The organism is Flavobacterium crassostreae (assembly GCF_001831475.1).
Classification (GTDB): domain Bacteria; phylum Bacteroidota; class Bacteroidia; order Flavobacteriales; family Flavobacteriaceae; genus Flavobacterium; species Flavobacterium crassostreae.
Map to the genome: position 1 here is coordinate 877,525 of NZ_CP017688.1, position 15,545 is coordinate 893,069.

14 protein-coding genes are annotated in these 15,545 nt (G+C 37.2%); 8 read left to right on the plus strand and 6 right to left on the minus strand.

Annotated elements, in window-relative coordinates; all coding sequences use genetic code 11:
- Positions 1–14: 14 nt before the first annotated feature.
- From gmk to LB076_RS03895, 4 genes are all read right to left on the minus strand, one after another.
- Positions 15–593, minus strand: a complete 579-nt coding sequence (gene gmk, locus LB076_RS03880; protein ID WP_066333108.1) for a guanylate kinase — start codon at positions 591–593, stop codon at positions 15–17.
- Between the two features lie 36 nt (positions 594–629).
- Entirely contained in the window at positions 630–1,490 is an 861-nt protein-coding gene (locus LB076_RS03885) for a YicC/YloC family endoribonuclease (protein WP_066333114.1), read from the minus strand.
- An 83-nt stretch (positions 1,491–1,573) separates the two neighbouring features.
- Positions 1,574–2,464, minus strand: coding sequence for a DMT family transporter (locus tag LB076_RS03890; RefSeq protein ID WP_066333116.1), 891 nt, complete (start codon positions 2,462–2,464; stop codon positions 1,574–1,576).
- Positions 2,457–2,816, minus strand: a complete 360-nt coding sequence (locus LB076_RS03895; protein WP_066333118.1) for an arsenate reductase family protein — start codon at positions 2,814–2,816, stop codon at positions 2,457–2,459. Before LB076_RS03895 ends, LB076_RS03890 begins: the two co-directional genes overlap by 8 nt.
- Before the next feature lie 74 nt (positions 2,817–2,890).
- Here LB076_RS03895 and LB076_RS03900 point away from each other — a divergent pair, with 74 nt between their 5' ends.
- A complete protein-coding gene (locus LB076_RS03900) occupies positions 2,891–3,346 on the plus strand; it encodes a DinB family protein (protein ID WP_066333411.1) in 456 nt (151 codons plus the stop codon).
- Between the two features lie 104 nt (positions 3,347–3,450).
- On the opposite strand, the gene LB076_RS03905 is transcribed toward LB076_RS03900, so the two are convergent.
- Together LB076_RS03905 and LB076_RS03910 are read right to left on the minus strand one after the other, a co-directional pair.
- Positions 3,451–4,194, minus strand: coding sequence for a DUF3298 and DUF4163 domain-containing protein (locus tag LB076_RS03905; protein WP_066333121.1), 744 nt, complete (start codon positions 4,192–4,194; stop codon positions 3,451–3,453).
- Between the two features lie 94 nt (positions 4,195–4,288).
- Positions 4,289–5,089 (minus strand): THC0290_0291 family protein, encoded by an 801-nt coding sequence (locus LB076_RS03910; protein WP_066333122.1) that lies wholly within the window; start codon positions 5,087–5,089, stop codon positions 4,289–4,291.
- A 272-nt stretch (positions 5,090–5,361) separates the two neighbouring features.
- On the opposite strand from LB076_RS03910, the gene gdhA reads away from it, so the two are divergent.
- The 7 genes from gdhA (at position 5,362) to LB076_RS03945 (ending at position 15,534) form a co-directional block, all read left to right on the plus strand.
- Positions 5,362–6,705 (plus strand): NADP-specific glutamate dehydrogenase, encoded by a 1,344-nt coding sequence (gene gdhA / locus LB076_RS03915; protein ID WP_066333123.1) that lies wholly within the window; start codon positions 5,362–5,364, stop codon positions 6,703–6,705.
- Positions 6,706–6,884: 179 nt separating this feature from the next.
- Positions 6,885–9,128: a type IX secretion system anionic LPS delivery protein PorZ gene (porZ, locus tag LB076_RS03920; protein ID WP_232505673.1), complete on the plus strand. Its 2,244-nt coding sequence runs from the start codon at positions 6,885–6,887 to the stop codon at positions 9,126–9,128.
- 13 nt (positions 9,129–9,141) lie between these two features.
- The gene (locus LB076_RS03925) at positions 9,142–10,176 is read left to right on the plus strand and encodes an acyltransferase family protein (RefSeq protein ID WP_066333127.1); all 1,035 of its coding nucleotides are present in this window, start codon (positions 9,142–9,144) and stop codon (positions 10,174–10,176) included.
- Positions 10,177–10,187: 11 nt separating this feature from the next.
- Positions 10,188–10,901 (plus strand): DNA repair protein RecO, encoded by a 714-nt coding sequence (recO, locus tag LB076_RS03930; protein ID WP_066333129.1) that lies wholly within the window; start codon positions 10,188–10,190, stop codon positions 10,899–10,901.
- A gap of 155 nt (positions 10,902–11,056) precedes the next feature.
- Positions 11,057–14,458: an isoleucine--tRNA ligase gene (gene ileS / locus LB076_RS03935; RefSeq protein WP_066333131.1), complete on the plus strand. Its 3,402-nt coding sequence runs from the start codon at positions 11,057–11,059 to the stop codon at positions 14,456–14,458.
- A 9-nt stretch (positions 14,459–14,467) separates the two neighbouring features.
- Positions 14,468–14,848, plus strand: a complete 381-nt coding sequence (locus LB076_RS03940; protein ID WP_066333133.1) for a TraR/DksA family transcriptional regulator — start codon at positions 14,468–14,470, stop codon at positions 14,846–14,848.
- 86 nt (positions 14,849–14,934) lie between these two features.
- Positions 14,935–15,534, plus strand: a complete 600-nt coding sequence (locus LB076_RS03945; protein ID WP_066333135.1) for a lipoprotein signal peptidase — start codon at positions 14,935–14,937, stop codon at positions 15,532–15,534.
- Positions 15,535–15,545 lie beyond the last annotated feature (11 nt).

The following is a 15,545-nucleotide window of genomic DNA, read 5'->3' on the forward strand; positions in this document are numbered from 1 at the left end:
CTATAATTAGATAATTAGTGTTTGCTCACAAAATCGTGCACCAACTGCTGGGCTTCTTGTAGGGCAACTTCCAATTCATAATTTTTAATAACTACATCAAATTGCGGAGCCGTTGCTAGTTCTACAGATGCTTTGGCAATACGCATATTGATTTTGTCTTCACTTTCGGTGGAGCGTTTTTTGAGTCGGATTTTTAATTCATCAATACTTGGCGGTTTTACAAACACGGCCAAAGTTTGTTCCGGAAATTTAGATTTAATACGCAATCCGCCTGCTACATCAATATCAAAAATAACATTTTTACCTTTGGCCCAAATGCGTTCAATTTCACTTTTCAGGGTGCCATAAAAGTTATCTCGGTAGACTTCTTCCCATTCCAAAAAATCTTCATTTTTGATATGTGTTTTAAAATCTTCGGTAGATATAAAATAATAATCCGTACCATTAATCTCTTCTCCCCGAGGGTCTCTAGAAGCAGCCGAGATAGAAAACTCTAAATTTAACTCTGGCTGGCCTAACAAATGTTTGACTATAGTGGTTTTTCCGGATCCCGATGGTGCCGAAAATACAATTAATTTTCCTCCTCTGCTCATGGTGTTGTGTTACTTATGCGTGCTAACGTAGCCAATTTATAATACGTTTAAAACTTGTTCTTTAATTTTTTCTAGTTCGTCTTTCATCTGGACTACCAATTTTTGCATTTGCGCATGGTTGGATTTAGAGCCCATGGTATTGATCTCTCTACCCATTTCTTGGGTAATAAAACCTAATTTTCGGCCATTGGTTTGCGTGCCCTTGATGGTTTCCAAAAAATAATCCAAATGGTTGGTCAGCCGCACTTTTTCTTCGGTAATATCTAATTTTTCTAAATAATAGATAAGCTCTTGCTCAAAACGGTTTTCGTCTACGTTTACTTTTAATTCGGCAATAGCCGTTTGCAAGCGGTCTTTGATAGCCTGCACGCGCTCTGGATCTAGTGCCAAGGCTTCGGTCATATATTCTCGAATGTTGCCAATACGCAACTGAAATTCTTTTTCAAGAGATTTTCCTTCGTCTTTTCTAAAATCCAAAATGTTCTGTATGGCCTCTTCAATAACGCCCTGGATGTGCGTCCAGTCTTCTGGGTCAATTTCTTCGCGTTCTATTTTTAAAGCATCGGGCATTCTTACTGCCATCTTCATCAATTCGGTTGGATCGGCTGCGGCATATACTTCTTGCAATTGGTTCATGTATGCCTTTACAATTGGAGCATTTACTTTAGTGGAGGTTTGTTCTGCGGTGCTTTCTATAAAAACCGAAAAATCTACTTTTCCTCTTTCTAATTTAGCCGCAATTTGGGTTCTTAAACCCAATTCCATCTCTCGGTACAAAGAAGGCATTCTTACATTTAAGTCTAACCCTTTACTGTTTAGGGATTTTACCTCTACAGTTATTTTTTTGTTAGGCAAGAGTACAGACGCTTTACCAAAACCAGTCATTGATTGTATCATATAGTTGTATAAAAGAGCTCAAAGATAACAAAAAGGGGCGTAACCCACAAAGCAAGTATTTTTAGAGAATAGAGTAGGGTTTTTTAGGCTACTGGAGTCGGTTTTCGGGTTGCCAGATAGACTCCAATAAACAGCAACAGAGCCGAGGCTATTTTGGTAAAAGACAAGGTGTCTTTGCCTAAACCAATAGCAAAAAGGGTCGCAAAAAAAGGCTGTAAATAAATAAAAACAGCCACCGTAGTTGGTTTTAACTCCTTCATGCTAAGTAGGTTGATTAAATACGTCAAAAAAGTAGAGACAACAACCACAAAAACTATTTTCCAGCCAATATCCACCGGAATAGCCTCCCAGTGCATCGCCTGGATTTGGTTCCAGCCAAAAGGCACTACCATTAGCAAACCAAATAAATAAATCCATTTTACAAAAGTAAAAGCCCGGTATTTATCCATTAATTTTTTGACCACAATCAAATAAAAACCATACGATATGGCATTGACCAACACCAATAGATTGCCTAAAGCAGCATGACTACCATTGGCTACCGTTTTGCCATACAAAATCAAAGATCCAGTACCCAGTAATCCCAACAAAATTCCAACAAACACTCTTTTTTGTAAGCGTTCCCTCATAATTATAGCCGATAAAACCAGTACAATCATGGGAGTAGTAACCATTATTACTGCCGCAGATATAGGAGAAGTAAGACTCAGTCCCTTAAAAAAAGTAAGCATATTAAAGGCAACCCCAAAAAAAGCAGCCGCAACAATCCGAGGAAAATCCTGAAGTGCAATTTTTTCTTTAGGCATAAACAACCACGCCAACCAAAACAATACCGTAGCCCCACCAACACGCAACAAGATAAAGCCATAAGCACCGATATATTGTGGCATTACGTCTTTGGCAATAGTAAAAGTAAGTCCATAAATGATCGAGACTAGAGTTGCCCCCAAAAGCGCAATATTTCTTCTAGACATGGTCCAGAGCCTTCATAACCTGAAGCATATTTTGTTGTGTCCCGCCCACAAACACCTGATTAGCAATCACAAAAACAGGACGACTCAAAAAGGTGTAATGCTCCAAGAGGTATTTTTTATAATCGGCTTCCGTCAACGATTTGTTCTTCAAATCCATGGATTTATACAACTGCGCCTTTTTGCTAAACAAAGCCTCATAACTTCCGCATAATGCATGCATTTCTTCCAATTCTTGCAAACTAAGCGGGGTTTGTTTAATATCCCTAAAAACAAGATCCGTACCTTTTGGCAAGGTTTTTATAATTTTTCGGCAAGTATCACACGAGGCAATATAATATATTTTGTTTGGCATTTTTGATATCTTTTTTTGCAAAGAAAATCCATTTGAAACTGAAAATGATTATTTTTATCAAAAAAAATAAAAAAATGAATCCCGTACTAGCCATCACACACACCAACAGAAAAATACTAAGCCAGCATCTAACCAACTACACCTTAGAGCAACTCAATACCATTCCGGCAGGGCACAACAACAATTTAATTTGGAATATAGCCCACGTAGTAGTAGTACAACAAATGCTTGTTTATGGCCTATCCGGACTACCCATAAACCTGCCAGAAGAAATCGTAGAAAAATACAAAAAAGGCAGCAAACCAGAGCAAGACGCCACACAAGAAGAGGTAGACGCCATTCAGACCATGCTTTTAAGCACCATAGACCAAACCCAAAAAGACCTAGACAACCAGCTTTTTGTACAATTTAAAGAATACCCAACCTCCACCGGATTTGTTCTAAAAAACGCCCAAGATGCCATGAATTTTAATAACTTTCACGAAGGCATACACTTAGGCGTTATATTTAGTATCCGAAAACTTATTTAGTAATTTGTGTGGAGCTATTTCCCGTTATCCGCTGTATCTTTTGTAGCTTAAAGAAAGCTACAAAAGGATGCCGCTACTACCGGGGCTAGAATACAGCAGCTACGTTATTTGAGCAACAAATAATCCTTCAAATCCTCATAGGGTATAAACAACTCTTGTGGTCCATCTGCATACGAGGCAATCTCATAGCGGTTGTAGTACAAAAGAATTCCTTTGTCCGAATAAAAAATATTTAAAGGAAGCTGGAACTGATCGCCCTCAAACATAAACGTAGTGGTATTGATTGCATGATTTTCAGGAATACGGTACTTGCTTCTAAATCTTTTTTCGGCAAAAGCCTTAAAGGCCTTCTCATCTTTAAACAACTGCTTGGTAGCGATGCTTTTTCCGGTCTTTGGGTCAAACAACAAAGAGCGCAAGCCTTGGTATCCATGAGCGCCTCCAGTATACGTATAGTGGTTGATTTCTAGATTTAAAATGCGGTCCGATTGGTATTTAATAGTACCTTCAATTTTGGCTTCCCAACCAAACTCATCTTTTGGAAATTCTGTTTTTAATTTTTCGTAAGAGCCGATAAATGCCTTCAACAATTCGTTATAATCTTTAGAAGTATAGGGTTTTTCGCCAAAATAAATAAGCTCTTTCAATACCCAAAAAACTTTCTTATTAATACTATCTGCTACTACCGCCTTGCCTTTTGCCACCGGAATAGTTAGGCTGGCTTCTGGACACGATTCGTTGCACAACAATGCTGATTTTTGGTTATAGGTTTGGGTCTCAAAAGACAACTCTTGTTGGCAGCCTAGTAATAAAAAAAATAGGCCCATTAAATAAAAAGGATGTTTCATCTCAAAAAAAATTGATTTAAATAAAAATAGCTCCACTTGCTTGGAGAATCGTTGTGATGCATGGATTGCTGGACGGAATAGAGATCCAAAAAAATTAATCTCTAAGGTAATGAATATAACCTACATTAAACCAAACCAACCAATCATTTGTTTTGTTTTCGGTATAAATTTTTCTGTTCGGATTTAGACCATCTACCCAATCTGAAGTAAAATATTGAAAACGCAAATCTACCATTAAATCCTCTAGGGCGCTTAATTTATAACGAGTTCCAAGGCTGGATACAATAGAGAATACAGCTCCTTTTTCGGTGGCAAATCCATAAGGATGGCCTTTGGAGGGAGTCAAGTATTTAGGATAGGTAACCGCAGTAGTCCCTAGCATGCCTAAAGTAGAGCTTGCTTTGGTGTTGTAGTGGCTAAGTTGCATACCTAAACTCATAAACGGCGAGAGATTGTTGTCTACCTTTTCAAAATCATGGATGTTTTTAAAATGGTACTCTAATTGCAAACCTAAATTTAATAACTGCGTAGATCCATACATGGCTTTTAGTTGTTGTACTGCAAGCGAGTTTGGATTTGCTTCAACATATTTTCCGTGGTGTTTTAAATTGGATTTGCTGTAAGATAATTCGGTTCTAATTTTAAAATGTTCTTTAAAATAACTGTCTTTACTAAACAATTTTTGGTTGTAAGAAAAATTCAAAAAATGTACGAATCCAATACCAAAACCAGAATTTTTAAAATTATTACCCGAGTTGTTTCTTTGGCCATAATCCGACCGTAGCTCTACAGGTCCAGCAATAACGCCGATTTCGGGAGCAAAATTATATTGAGCTGCAAGGTTGTTGGATAGCCCAAATAAAATAAAGAAGATAAAAGAAATCTTTTGCAACATCGTATAGAATTTCATGTGGAAACAAATATATAAAAACATCTGCTAACACATAAAATAAAACAAAAAATAACCCATTAAATAGTGGTTTGCTAATTAAAACCGATCTTTTATTTAACAAATTGCCCACTGCAGGGTCTTTTTGGTATGAAAAATAAAAAAATAAATATTTTTAGTATAAATAATAACAGAATGAAATAAAAGTATTTTTATATTAATGTATATTTGTGCGCACTAACGAAAACGTTTTCTTTAACGTTCATAATCTTATAATCATGTCACAAAGTATATCTACTTTTATTGAAGCGGTTACAAAAAAAAACCCAAACGAGCCAGAATTTTTGCAGGCAGTTTTAGAAGTTGCTGAAACAGTAATTCCTTTTATAGAGAAAAACAAGAAATACCAAAACAAAATGCTTTTGGAGCGTATGGTAGAGTCGGACCGTATTATTATGTTTCGAGTAGCTTGGATTGATGATAAAGGAGAAACTCAAGTTAATAGAGGATACCGTATTCAGATGAATTCGGCTATTGGACCATACAAAGGAGGGCTACGTTTTCACCCTTCTGTAAATTTAAGTATTTTAAAGTTTTTGGCCTTTGAGCAAACCTTTAAAAACAGTTTAACGACCTTGCCAATGGGCGGTGGAAAAGGTGGTGCAGATTTTGATCCAAAAGGAAAATCAGATAACGAAGTTATGCGTTTTTGCCAAAGCTTTATGACAGAATTGTCTAAGCACATTGGAGCCAATACAGACGTTCCTGCTGGAGATATTGGAGTTGGAGGAAGAGAAGTTGGATTTATGTTTGGTCAATATAAAAGATTAAGAAACGAATTTACAGGAGTATTAACCGGTAAAGGAATTTCTTTTGGAGGATCTCTAATCAGGCCAGAAGCAACAGGATACGGAGCAGTTTATTTTGCACAAAGTATGTTGGGAACCAAAGGAGATAGTTTTGCAGGCAAAACTGTTGTGGTTTCTGGATCCGGAAACGTGGCACAATACGCTACCGAAAAAGCAACTCAATTGGGTGGTAAAGTAGTAACTTTATCGGATTCTGCAGGATACATCTATGATGCAGACGGAATTGACGCAGAGAAATTAGCGCACGTGATGGTTATTAAAAACGAATTAAGAGGAAGAATTAGTGACTACGTTACTAAATATCCAAACGCTAAATATGTTGCAGGAGCACGTCCATGGGAAGTGAAAGGTGATATTGCCTTGCCTTGTGCAACGCAAAACGAATTGAACGAAGCAGAAGCAAAAGCTTTGGTTGCTAATGGATGTATTTGTGTTGCAGAAGGTGCAAACATGCCAACTACACCAGAGGCTGTTTTGGTGTTTCAAAATGCTAAAATATTATTTGCTCCCGGAAAAGCATCTAATGCAGGAGGTGTTGCTACGTCTGGTTTAGAGATGTCTCAAAACTCTTTGCGATTAAACTGGACTGCCGAAGAAGTAGATGAAAAATTAAAAGGAATTATGCTTGCTATTCACGCCTCTTGTGTAGAATATGGTGCAGATTCTACAGGGTATGTGGACTACGTAAAAGGAGCAAACATTGCTGGATTTGTTAAGGTAGCTGATGCTATGTTAGCGCAAGGTGTGGTGTAAGCCTTTTCGGGTTTTATATTTTATTTAAAATGCCTTTTGCCATAAATTTGGTAAGAGGCATTTTTTTATTTTATCCCAAAATAACCAATTCCGTTCTTTATGTTATCTTTGTGTATCTAATGTATACTGGTAAGATGACAAAAAGTATTTTCAGTTTCCTGTTTATTCTAAGCCTACAAATGGGTTTTTCTCAAAATAAGTTGTCTTGGCAAGGCTATTTTTCGTACAACGAAATTAAAGATGTTGCCGCCTCTAACACGGCTCTATACGCTGCCTCTGAAAACGCATTATTTTCGGTCAAAACCAGTACTAACGAAATCAAAACCACCACCACTCTAGACGGACTTTCCGGACAAACCATAAGTGCCATGTATTATAGTGCTGCTTTTAACAAAAGAGTCGTAGGGTATCAAAACGGCTTGCTTACGGTGCTCAATGAGTCGGATAATACGATTCTAAAAGTAGTAGATATTATTAGTAAGCAATTGCCTGCAAACGTAAAAAAAATCAACGATTTTATGGAATACGAAGGTATTCTATATATATCCTGTGATTTTGGGATTGTACAATTCAATTTAAAAACAATGCTTTTTGGAGACACCTATTTTATAGGTAACAACGGTGCGCAGCTACAAGTTAGGCAAACCGCCATCCTGGGAGCATATATCTATGCCGCCACCAACAATGGAATTCGTCGTGCGCTAGTGGCTAATAAAAATTTAAATGATTACCAACAATGGACTCAAGTAGCGGCAGATGATTGTGTTGCAATCCGTTCCTTTGACACAGATTTAGTAGCTATAAACACTAGTGGATTTGTTTATAAATACAATTCAAATTCAAATTTGTTTGTTGGTTTTACCCAACTGCCTCAGCCAGCGGTAGCATTATACGCCAGTGCGGATTATATGGTAATTACGACCGCTAAATCCTTGTATTTGTACAACCGCCAATTTGTTTTACTACGTCAGATAGACAATAAAACCATACCGGGCATAACCTCTGATTTTACTTGCGCCACCAGCATTGCCGAAAAGCTATACATAGGCACCAAAGCAGATGGATTGCTAGTGACTACTTTGGCGACAAGTTCTGGTTTTGAGTCCGTAACCCCTATGGGACCTTTGCGTAACAGTATTTTTGCTCTAGAGAATGGATCCGATTTTTTCTGGGCAGTTTACGGTGATTATTCCGGAGAATACAATCCGTATGATTTAGATAGCTATGGAATAAGTAAGTTTTCTAAAGAAGGATGGCTAAACATCCCTTATTCGGAAGTATTGGGTGCTAAATCCATAGTTAGAGTGCTGATAAATCCAACCAATGAAAACCAAGTTTATATGGGTTCTAGTTATTCTGGGTTGTTAAAAATAGAGAATAACGTCCCTACATTTTTATACAACCAGACCAATAGTGGGCTAGATGAAATCAGTTTTATTCCCGGATATAATAATGACGTAAGAGTCAATGGTGGTGTTTTTGATGCATCAGGAAACCTATGGCTAAACAATAGTCTTGTCAAAGAAGGATTAAAAGTATTTAAAACCAATGGACAATGGCAAAGCTACCCCATAGATAAGGTTTTGGACAAAAGTGAAGACGTAAGCTACGGAAGAATGGCAATAGACAAATATGGCACCAAATGGCTTGCCACCAATAGAGACGGAGTGATTGGTTTTAACGAAAGCAGCAATACTTTCAAGAAAATAACCTTTGGTCCAGACACAGGCAATTTGCCCTATTCGGATGCCAGAGTAGCAGCAGTAGATACTAACGGACAGCTTTGGATCGGTACCACCAAGGGACTTCGGGTGTTATCTAGTGTGGCTAATTTTAAAACAGACAAGCAACTAACAACCAGTCCAATAATAATACTCGAAGATAAATTAGCTCAGGAGTTATTATACGAACAATTTATTACTGATATCGTAGTGGATGGCGCTAACAATAAGTGGATAGGTACTGCAGATTCAGGAGTATTTATGGTCTCTGAGGATGGTAAAGAAACCAAATACCATTTTACTATAAATAATTCGCCATTGCCCAGTAACGGGATTAATGATATTGCTATAAACAAGAGTAGTGGTGAGGTATTTATTGCCACAGACAAAGGCATGATTTCGTTTAGAGGTCTAGCCACATCAGCCAATCAAGATTTAAGCAAAGTTTATGTGTACCCCAACCCGGTACGACCAGAATATACAGGAGAAGTAAAAATTTCGGGTTTAGTAGACCAAGCCAATATAAAAATCACAGACGTTACCGGAAATCTAGTCTTTGAGACAACCGCAGAGGGCGGCACCGTAGCCTGGGATACTACCGCTTTTGGCAAATACAAAGTAGCCTCAGGAGTGTATATGATCTTTATATCTGCCGAAGATGGGATAGAGACTAAAGTTAAAAAAGTAATGATAATTAGGTAATTATAAGTATAGAATGCACAAAACGATAAACCAGAACTGTTTTGATTTTTTAAGATTTTTTTTTTGTGTCCATATTGCATTGTCCCATCTTGCAGAACTTTCTCAAGCCCAAAAATTAGCATTTATATTAGACTATGCCAATTCATCCCTAGGAGTTTGTGGCTTTTTTGTAATAAGTGGTTTTTTGGTTGCCAAAAGCTACACCAGTACGCCATCCCTAAAAAAATATTTTATCAAAAGAGCCAAGCGCATCTTGCCTGCATATTTTTTTATGGTTCTTTTTGCAGCAATTATTTTATCGGTTTTTAGCTCCTTGTCTATTGGAGGCTATTTTTCAGACACCGACCTGTTTAAATATATTGGCTGGAATCTTGTTTTTATGAATTTTGTTCAGCCATGTCTTCCGGGCCTGTTTGAAAACAATTTACTCTGTGCCGTAAATGGATCTTTATGGACGTTAAAAGTAGAAGAAGGGTTCTACTTGATTTTGCCTATCATTTTTTATTTTATCCAAAAAACCAAAAAAGCGCATGCCTTACTTTTAACGCTGTACTTATTTTCTATTTTGTATTGGTTTGTAATGGATAGCTGGTTTAATTTGCCTGTTTTGGCAAAACAATTGCCAGGTTATTTAGCCTACTTTTCTGTTGGAATTGGTTTATTTTTAAATCTTGGAATTGTTTTGCAAAACAAAACAAAACTGTTTTTAATAGCGGTTTTTGGTATAGCGATAGATCATTATGCTAATTTTCAAGTCCAATTTTTATACCCAGCCGCATTTGGAATAGTGGTTATTCTGGCAGCATATAGCTTGCCTTTTTTAAATAATTTTGGCAAATATGGCGATTTTACATACGGAGTTTATATAGTTCATTTTCCCTTAATCCAACTTTTTAGACAGTATGATTTGTTCGAAAAATACAATCCATTCTGGATGGCTTTTTATATCCTGGTACTTTCTATTGCATTTGCCATTTTTTCTTGGTTTGGGATAGAAAAAAGGTTTTTAGACCGATACAAAACAGCCAACCAACAACTAGCTACTTAATCATTCCAAACATGCACGTAAAAACCAAAGCCATTGTCTTATCTAGTATTAAGTTTCAAGAAAAAAGTCTGATTGTCAAGTGTTTTACGCAATCACATGGTCTGAAGTCGTATTTTGTTCGGAACGCATTTTCGGGCAGAAAATCCAACCAAAAAATTGCTTATTTTCAGCCTCTTTCTATTCTTGAAATAGAAGCAGTCCATAAAAACAAAGGCACCTTAGAGAATTTTAAAGAGATAAAAATAAGCATCCCATTTCAAAGCATTCCTACAGATATTTATAAAAGTACCATGGTATTGTTTCTTTCCGAAATCTTATACCATTCCATTCATGAAGAAGAAAAAAATGAGCCCCTGTTTAGTTTTCTTGAAACAGCATTACTTTGGCTAGACCAGCACGAAGATAGGGCCAATTTTCATTTGATTTTAATGCTAGAAACCACCAAATATTTGGGTTTTTACCCAGATGTTTCGGGCATAGACCATCCCTTTTTTGAAATGACAGAAGGAATATTTTCGCCACTGCATGCCATAAGCTCTCTCTCAGAGCAACAAACCAATTTATTTAAAAAACTAATAGATTTACGATTTGGCACCAATCAAAAAATGTTTCATGTGGCAGAACGCCAAATACTACTCAAAATCCTGATAGAGTATTATTCCTTGCATTTGGATGGTTTTAAAAAGCCTAAATCATTGGATGTTTTAAAAGAAGTGTTTTCGTAGCATTGTTTTAAAAAAGAGCAAAGAGATGCGTATCCCAAAAAATCACTTTAGAATTAGTAAGATATATCTCTTCCTTTAAGCAACTTTCGGACTTCAGTATTCTACTTTCCACATAATTTTATTACTTTCGCATTTCGATTAAAGAAAAGGATAAAATGAGCACAAAATTTACTGAATACAAAGGACTTGACTTGCCAACAGTAGCGTCAGAAGTACTGGATTTCTGGAAGCAAGAAAACATATTTGAAAAAAGTGTAACCACCCGTGAAGGTAGCGAGCCATTCGTGTTTTTTGAAGGGCCGCCTTCGGCAAATGGTTTGCCAGGTATTCACCACGTTATGGCACGTGCCATTAAAGATATATTTTGTAGATATAAAACACAAAAAGGCTACCAAGTAAAGCGTAAAGCCGGTTGGGATACGCATGGTTTGCCCGTAGAATTAGGTACCGAAAAAGAACTCGGAATTACTAAAGAAGATATTGGAACCAAAATTTCTATAGAAGAATATAACGAAGCCTGCAAGAAAACCGTAATGCGGTATACCGATGTATGGAATGATTTGACCCAAAAAATGGGTTATTGGGTAGACATGGAAGATCCGTATGTGACCTACAAACCCAAATATATGGAAACCGTTTGGTGGATTTTAAAACAAATCTACAACAAAGATTTGATGTACAAGGGCTACACCATCCAACCGTATTCGCCAAAGGCAGGAACCGGATTATCCTCTCATGAGGTAAACCAACCAGGGAGCTACCGTGATGTTACAGATACCACGGTTGTGGCACAATTCAAAGCAATTAACGAAACTTTGCCAGCTGCTTGGCAAGGATTGGGCGAGATCCTAATCTTAGCCTGGACAACCACCCCTTGGACCTTGCCATCGAACACCGCTTTGACCGTTGGGCCAAAAATTGACTATGTAGTAGTAAAAACGTTCAATCAATATACCTTTTTGCCTACTAATGTAGTACTTGCCAAAAACTTAGTAGCAAAACAATTCGGAAAAGGGTTTTTTGCCACTGAAGATGCCGCAGACTTTGCTAATTTCAAAGCGGCAGACAAAAAAATACCCTATCAAGTTATTGCTGAGGCAAAAGGAACGGATTTAGTAGGGATCCAATACGAACAACTAATGCCATTGGCACTTCCGTATCAAAACCCCGAAAATGCCTTTAGAGTAATTTTGGGAGATTTTGTAACCACCGAAGATGGAACCGGAATTGTACATACCGCGCCAACATTTGGTGCAGATGATGCCAAAGTTGCCAAAGAAGCCACGCCAGAAGTCCCACCAATGTTAGTTTTGGATGCCGACGGAACTCCAGTGCCATTGGTTACCCTACAAGGAAAATTTATTGATGGCCTAGGAGTTTATTCTGGCAAATACGTCAAAAACGAATATTATAACGATGGCGAAGCTCCAGAGCGTTCCGCAGATGTAGAAATTGCCATCCAATTAAAAGAAGAAAATAAAGCATTCAAGGTAGAAAAATACGTACACAGTTACCCACATTGTTGGAGAACTGACAAGCCTATTTTATACTATCCACTAGATTCTTGGTTTATAAAAATCACCGAAGTTAGAGACAGAATGTTCGAATTGAACGAAACCATCAACTGGAAGCCAAAAGCAACCGGAGAAGGTCGTTTTGGAAACTGGCTAAAAAATGCCAACGACTGGAACTTATCTCGTTCCAGATATTGGGGAATTCCGCTACCAATCTGGAGAACAGAAGACAAGCAAGAAGAAATCTTGATAGGATCTGTAGAAGAATTATACAACGAAATAGAGAAATCCATTGCTGCCGGTTTCCAAAAAGAAAACCCTTTCAAAGGTTTTGAGGCCGGAAACATGGACGAAAGCAACTATGACTTAATCGACCTGCATAAAAATGTAGTAGATCAAATTACGTTACTTTCTGCGTCTGGAAAACCAATGACCCGCGAAGCAGATTTGATAGACGTATGGTTTGACTCAGGATCCATGCCGTATGCACAATGGCATTACCCTTTTGAAAACAAAGAAAAAATAGACCAGAACAAAGATTTTCCGGCTAATTTTATAGCCGAAGGAGTAGACCAAACCCGTGGATGGTTTTATACCCTACATGCTATTGGGACCTTAGTATTTGATAAAGTTGCCTACAAAAATGTAGTTTCGAACGGTTTAGTATTAGATAAAAATGGACAAAAAATGTCCAAACGTTTAGGTAATGCTGCAGATCCATTTGAAACATTGTCAGAATACGGTCCAGATGCAACACGCTGGTACATGATCTCTAATGCCAATCCTTGGGACAACCTAAAATTTGACTTAGAGGGTATTGCAGAGGTGCGTCGTAAATTTTTCGGAACACTTTACAACACCTATTCGTTCTTTAGTTTGTATGCCAATATTGATGGCTTTAAATACCAAGAAGCCGAAATTCCGTTGCAACAAAGACCAGAAATAGACCAGTGGATCATGTCTGAATTACATACACTAATCCAAGAAGTGGATGGTTTTTATGCCGAATACGAGCCTACAAAAGCAGCCAGAGCCATATCGGATTTTGTACAAGAAAACCTAAGCAACTGGTATGTACGTTTGTGTCGTCGTCGTTTCTGGAAAGGAGAATATGCACAAGATAAAATAGCAGCCTACCAAACGTTATATAGCTGTTTGTTAACGGTAAGTAAATTAAGCGCGCCAATTGCGCCGTTCTTTATGGACAAACTTTACAGAGACTTAACCCTTACAACACAGTCAGAAAGCTATGAGAGTGTACATTTGGCGAAGTTTCCAGAATACGTTGAAAACTTTGTTAATAAGTCTTTAGAGAGCAGAATGCAGAAGGCACAAACCATTTCATCGTTGGTATTGTCACTACGTAAAAAAGAAATGATTAAGGTACGTCAACCATTGCAAAAGGTAATGATTCCGGTACTTGATGAAAATGAAAGAGCCGAAATTGAAGCAGTTTCAGATTTAATAAAAGCAGAGGTAAACGTTAAGGAAATCTTGTTGTTAGACGATGCTTCGGGTGTTTTAGTAAAACAAATTAAGCCTAATTTTAAAGCATTAGGACCACGTTTTGGTAAAGATATGGGTTTGATTGCTAAAGAGATACAAAATTTTTCGGCAGATCAAATCAAACAAATCGAAGCCCACGGAAGCATAGAGGTAGTAATTGCCGCAAAAAGCATAACTTTAACACAAGAAGATGTAGAGATAAGTTCTCAGGATATAGCCGGCTGGCTGGTTGCAAATGCCAACGGAATTACCGTAGCCTTAGACATTGTAATCTCTCCCGAATTGAAAAAAGAAGGAATAGCAAGAGAATTGGTAAACAGAATTCAGAACATCAGAAAAGACTCTGGTTTGGACGTAACGGATAAGATAAAGGTGTATTTGCAACAAAATGCTACATTAGAAGCAGCTGTAAAAACAAACCAAGCCTACATAAAATCAGAAACCTTAACAGAAGAATTGATTTTTTTAGAAGAAATAGAAAATGGAGTTGCCATTGAATTTGACGAGATAAAAACAAAAATAACAATTACTAAATAATACAAAGACATGGTAGATGAAGCAACGCGATACTCTGATGCCGATTTGGCAGAGTTTAAAGAATTAATTCTTAAAAAAATTGAAAAAGCACAAGCAGATTTAGATTTGATAAAAAGTGCCTATATGAATGATTTGAACAACGGTACGGAAGATACCTCGCCTACATTCAAAGCATTTGAGGAAGGAAGCGAAACCATGTCTAAAGAGGCCAACTCCCAACTGGCAATCCGTCAAGAAAAATTTATCAGAGATCTAAAAAACGCCTTATTTCGTGTAGAAAACAAAACCTATGGGATTTGTAAAGTAACCGGAAAATTGATAGGCAAAGACAGACTAAGAATTGTTCCTCACGCCACGATGAGTATTGAGGCCAAAAATCTACAAAAATAATTACAGAATACAGAAAAGATTTAACGCTCCATTAGGAGCGTTTTTTTTGATAAAATTACTACTTTTACGCCACTAAAATTTAAAAAATGTCATTACGAAAAGCGTACCTCCTTATCTTTATTATATTAATTGTGGATCAGGTTTCTAAAATAGTTGTAAAAACTAATTTTGAATTAGGAGAAGAAGTAGGTGTTTTTAGCTGGTTTAAAATTCTATTTATTGAAAACGAAGGAATGGCTTGGGGAACCGAAATTCCTGGAGCGTATGGCAAATTATTTCTTACACTGTTTCGGTTAATTGCCGTTGTCGGTATTGGATATTGGCTGTGGGATAGCGCTACCAATAAAACACCTTCTACTAATTATCTTGTGGTGGCCATTGCACTGATTCTAGCGGGAGCCTTCGGTAATATTATAGACTCCGTTTTTTATGGAGTAATTTTTGATCATAGTAACGGGCAATTGGCGACTCTTTTTAGTGACCAACCTTACGGAACCTATTTTCATGGTAAAGTAGTAGATATGTTTTATTTTCCTTTTTGGACTGGTAATTTACCTAGCTGGTTACCCATTTGGGGCGGCAGAAATTTCACCTTTTTTAATGCCATTTTCAATGTTGCAGACATGGCTATTTGTATCGGTGTCGGTATTTTGATCTTTTTCAACAAAAAAGCATTTGACAAATAAAACGTTTTAAC

What these genes read in the sequence shown, in the direction of transcription:
- recO (WP_066333129.1), top strand. Translation starts at nt 10,188, where the DNA reads ATGCACGTAAAAACCAAAGCCATTGTCTTATCTAGTATTAAGTTTCAA.
- LB076_RS03925 (WP_066333127.1), top strand. Translation starts at nt 9,142, where the DNA reads ATGCACAAAACGATAAACCAGAACTGTTTTGATTTTTTAAGATTTTTT.
- LB076_RS03910 (WP_066333122.1), bottom strand. Translation starts at nt 5,089, where the DNA reads ATGTTGCAAAAGATTTCTTTTATCTTCTTTATTTTATTTGGGCTATCC.
- porZ (WP_232505673.1), top strand. Translation starts at nt 6,885, where the DNA reads ATGGGTTTTTCTCAAAATAAGTTGTCTTGGCAAGGCTATTTTTCGTAC.
- LB076_RS03885 (WP_066333114.1), bottom strand. Translation starts at nt 1,490, where the DNA reads ATGATACAATCAATGACTGGTTTTGGTAAAGCGTCTGTACTCTTGCCT.
- ileS (WP_066333131.1), top strand. Translation starts at nt 11,057, where the DNA reads ATGAGCACAAAATTTACTGAATACAAAGGACTTGACTTGCCAACAGTA.
- LB076_RS03890 (WP_066333116.1), bottom strand. Translation starts at nt 2,464, where the DNA reads ATGTCTAGAAGAAATATTGCGCTTTTGGGGGCAACTCTAGTCTCGATC.
- LB076_RS03905 (WP_066333121.1), bottom strand. Translation starts at nt 4,194, where the DNA reads ATGAAACATCCTTTTTATTTAATGGGCCTATTTTTTTTATTACTAGGC.
- gmk (WP_066333108.1), bottom strand. Translation starts at nt 593, where the DNA reads ATGAGCAGAGGAGGAAAATTAATTGTATTTTCGGCACCATCGGGATCC.
- gdhA (WP_066333123.1), top strand. Translation starts at nt 5,362, where the DNA reads ATGTCACAAAGTATATCTACTTTTATTGAAGCGGTTACAAAAAAAAAC.
- LB076_RS03940 (WP_066333133.1), top strand. Translation starts at nt 14,468, where the DNA reads ATGGTAGATGAAGCAACGCGATACTCTGATGCCGATTTGGCAGAGTTT.
- LB076_RS03895 (WP_066333118.1), bottom strand. Translation starts at nt 2,816, where the DNA reads ATGCCAAACAAAATATATTATATTGCCTCGTGTGATACTTGCCGAAAA.
- LB076_RS03945 (WP_066333135.1), top strand. Translation starts at nt 14,935, where the DNA reads ATGTCATTACGAAAAGCGTACCTCCTTATCTTTATTATATTAATTGTG.
- LB076_RS03900 (WP_066333411.1), top strand. Translation starts at nt 2,891, where the DNA reads ATGAATCCCGTACTAGCCATCACACACACCAACAGAAAAATACTAAGC.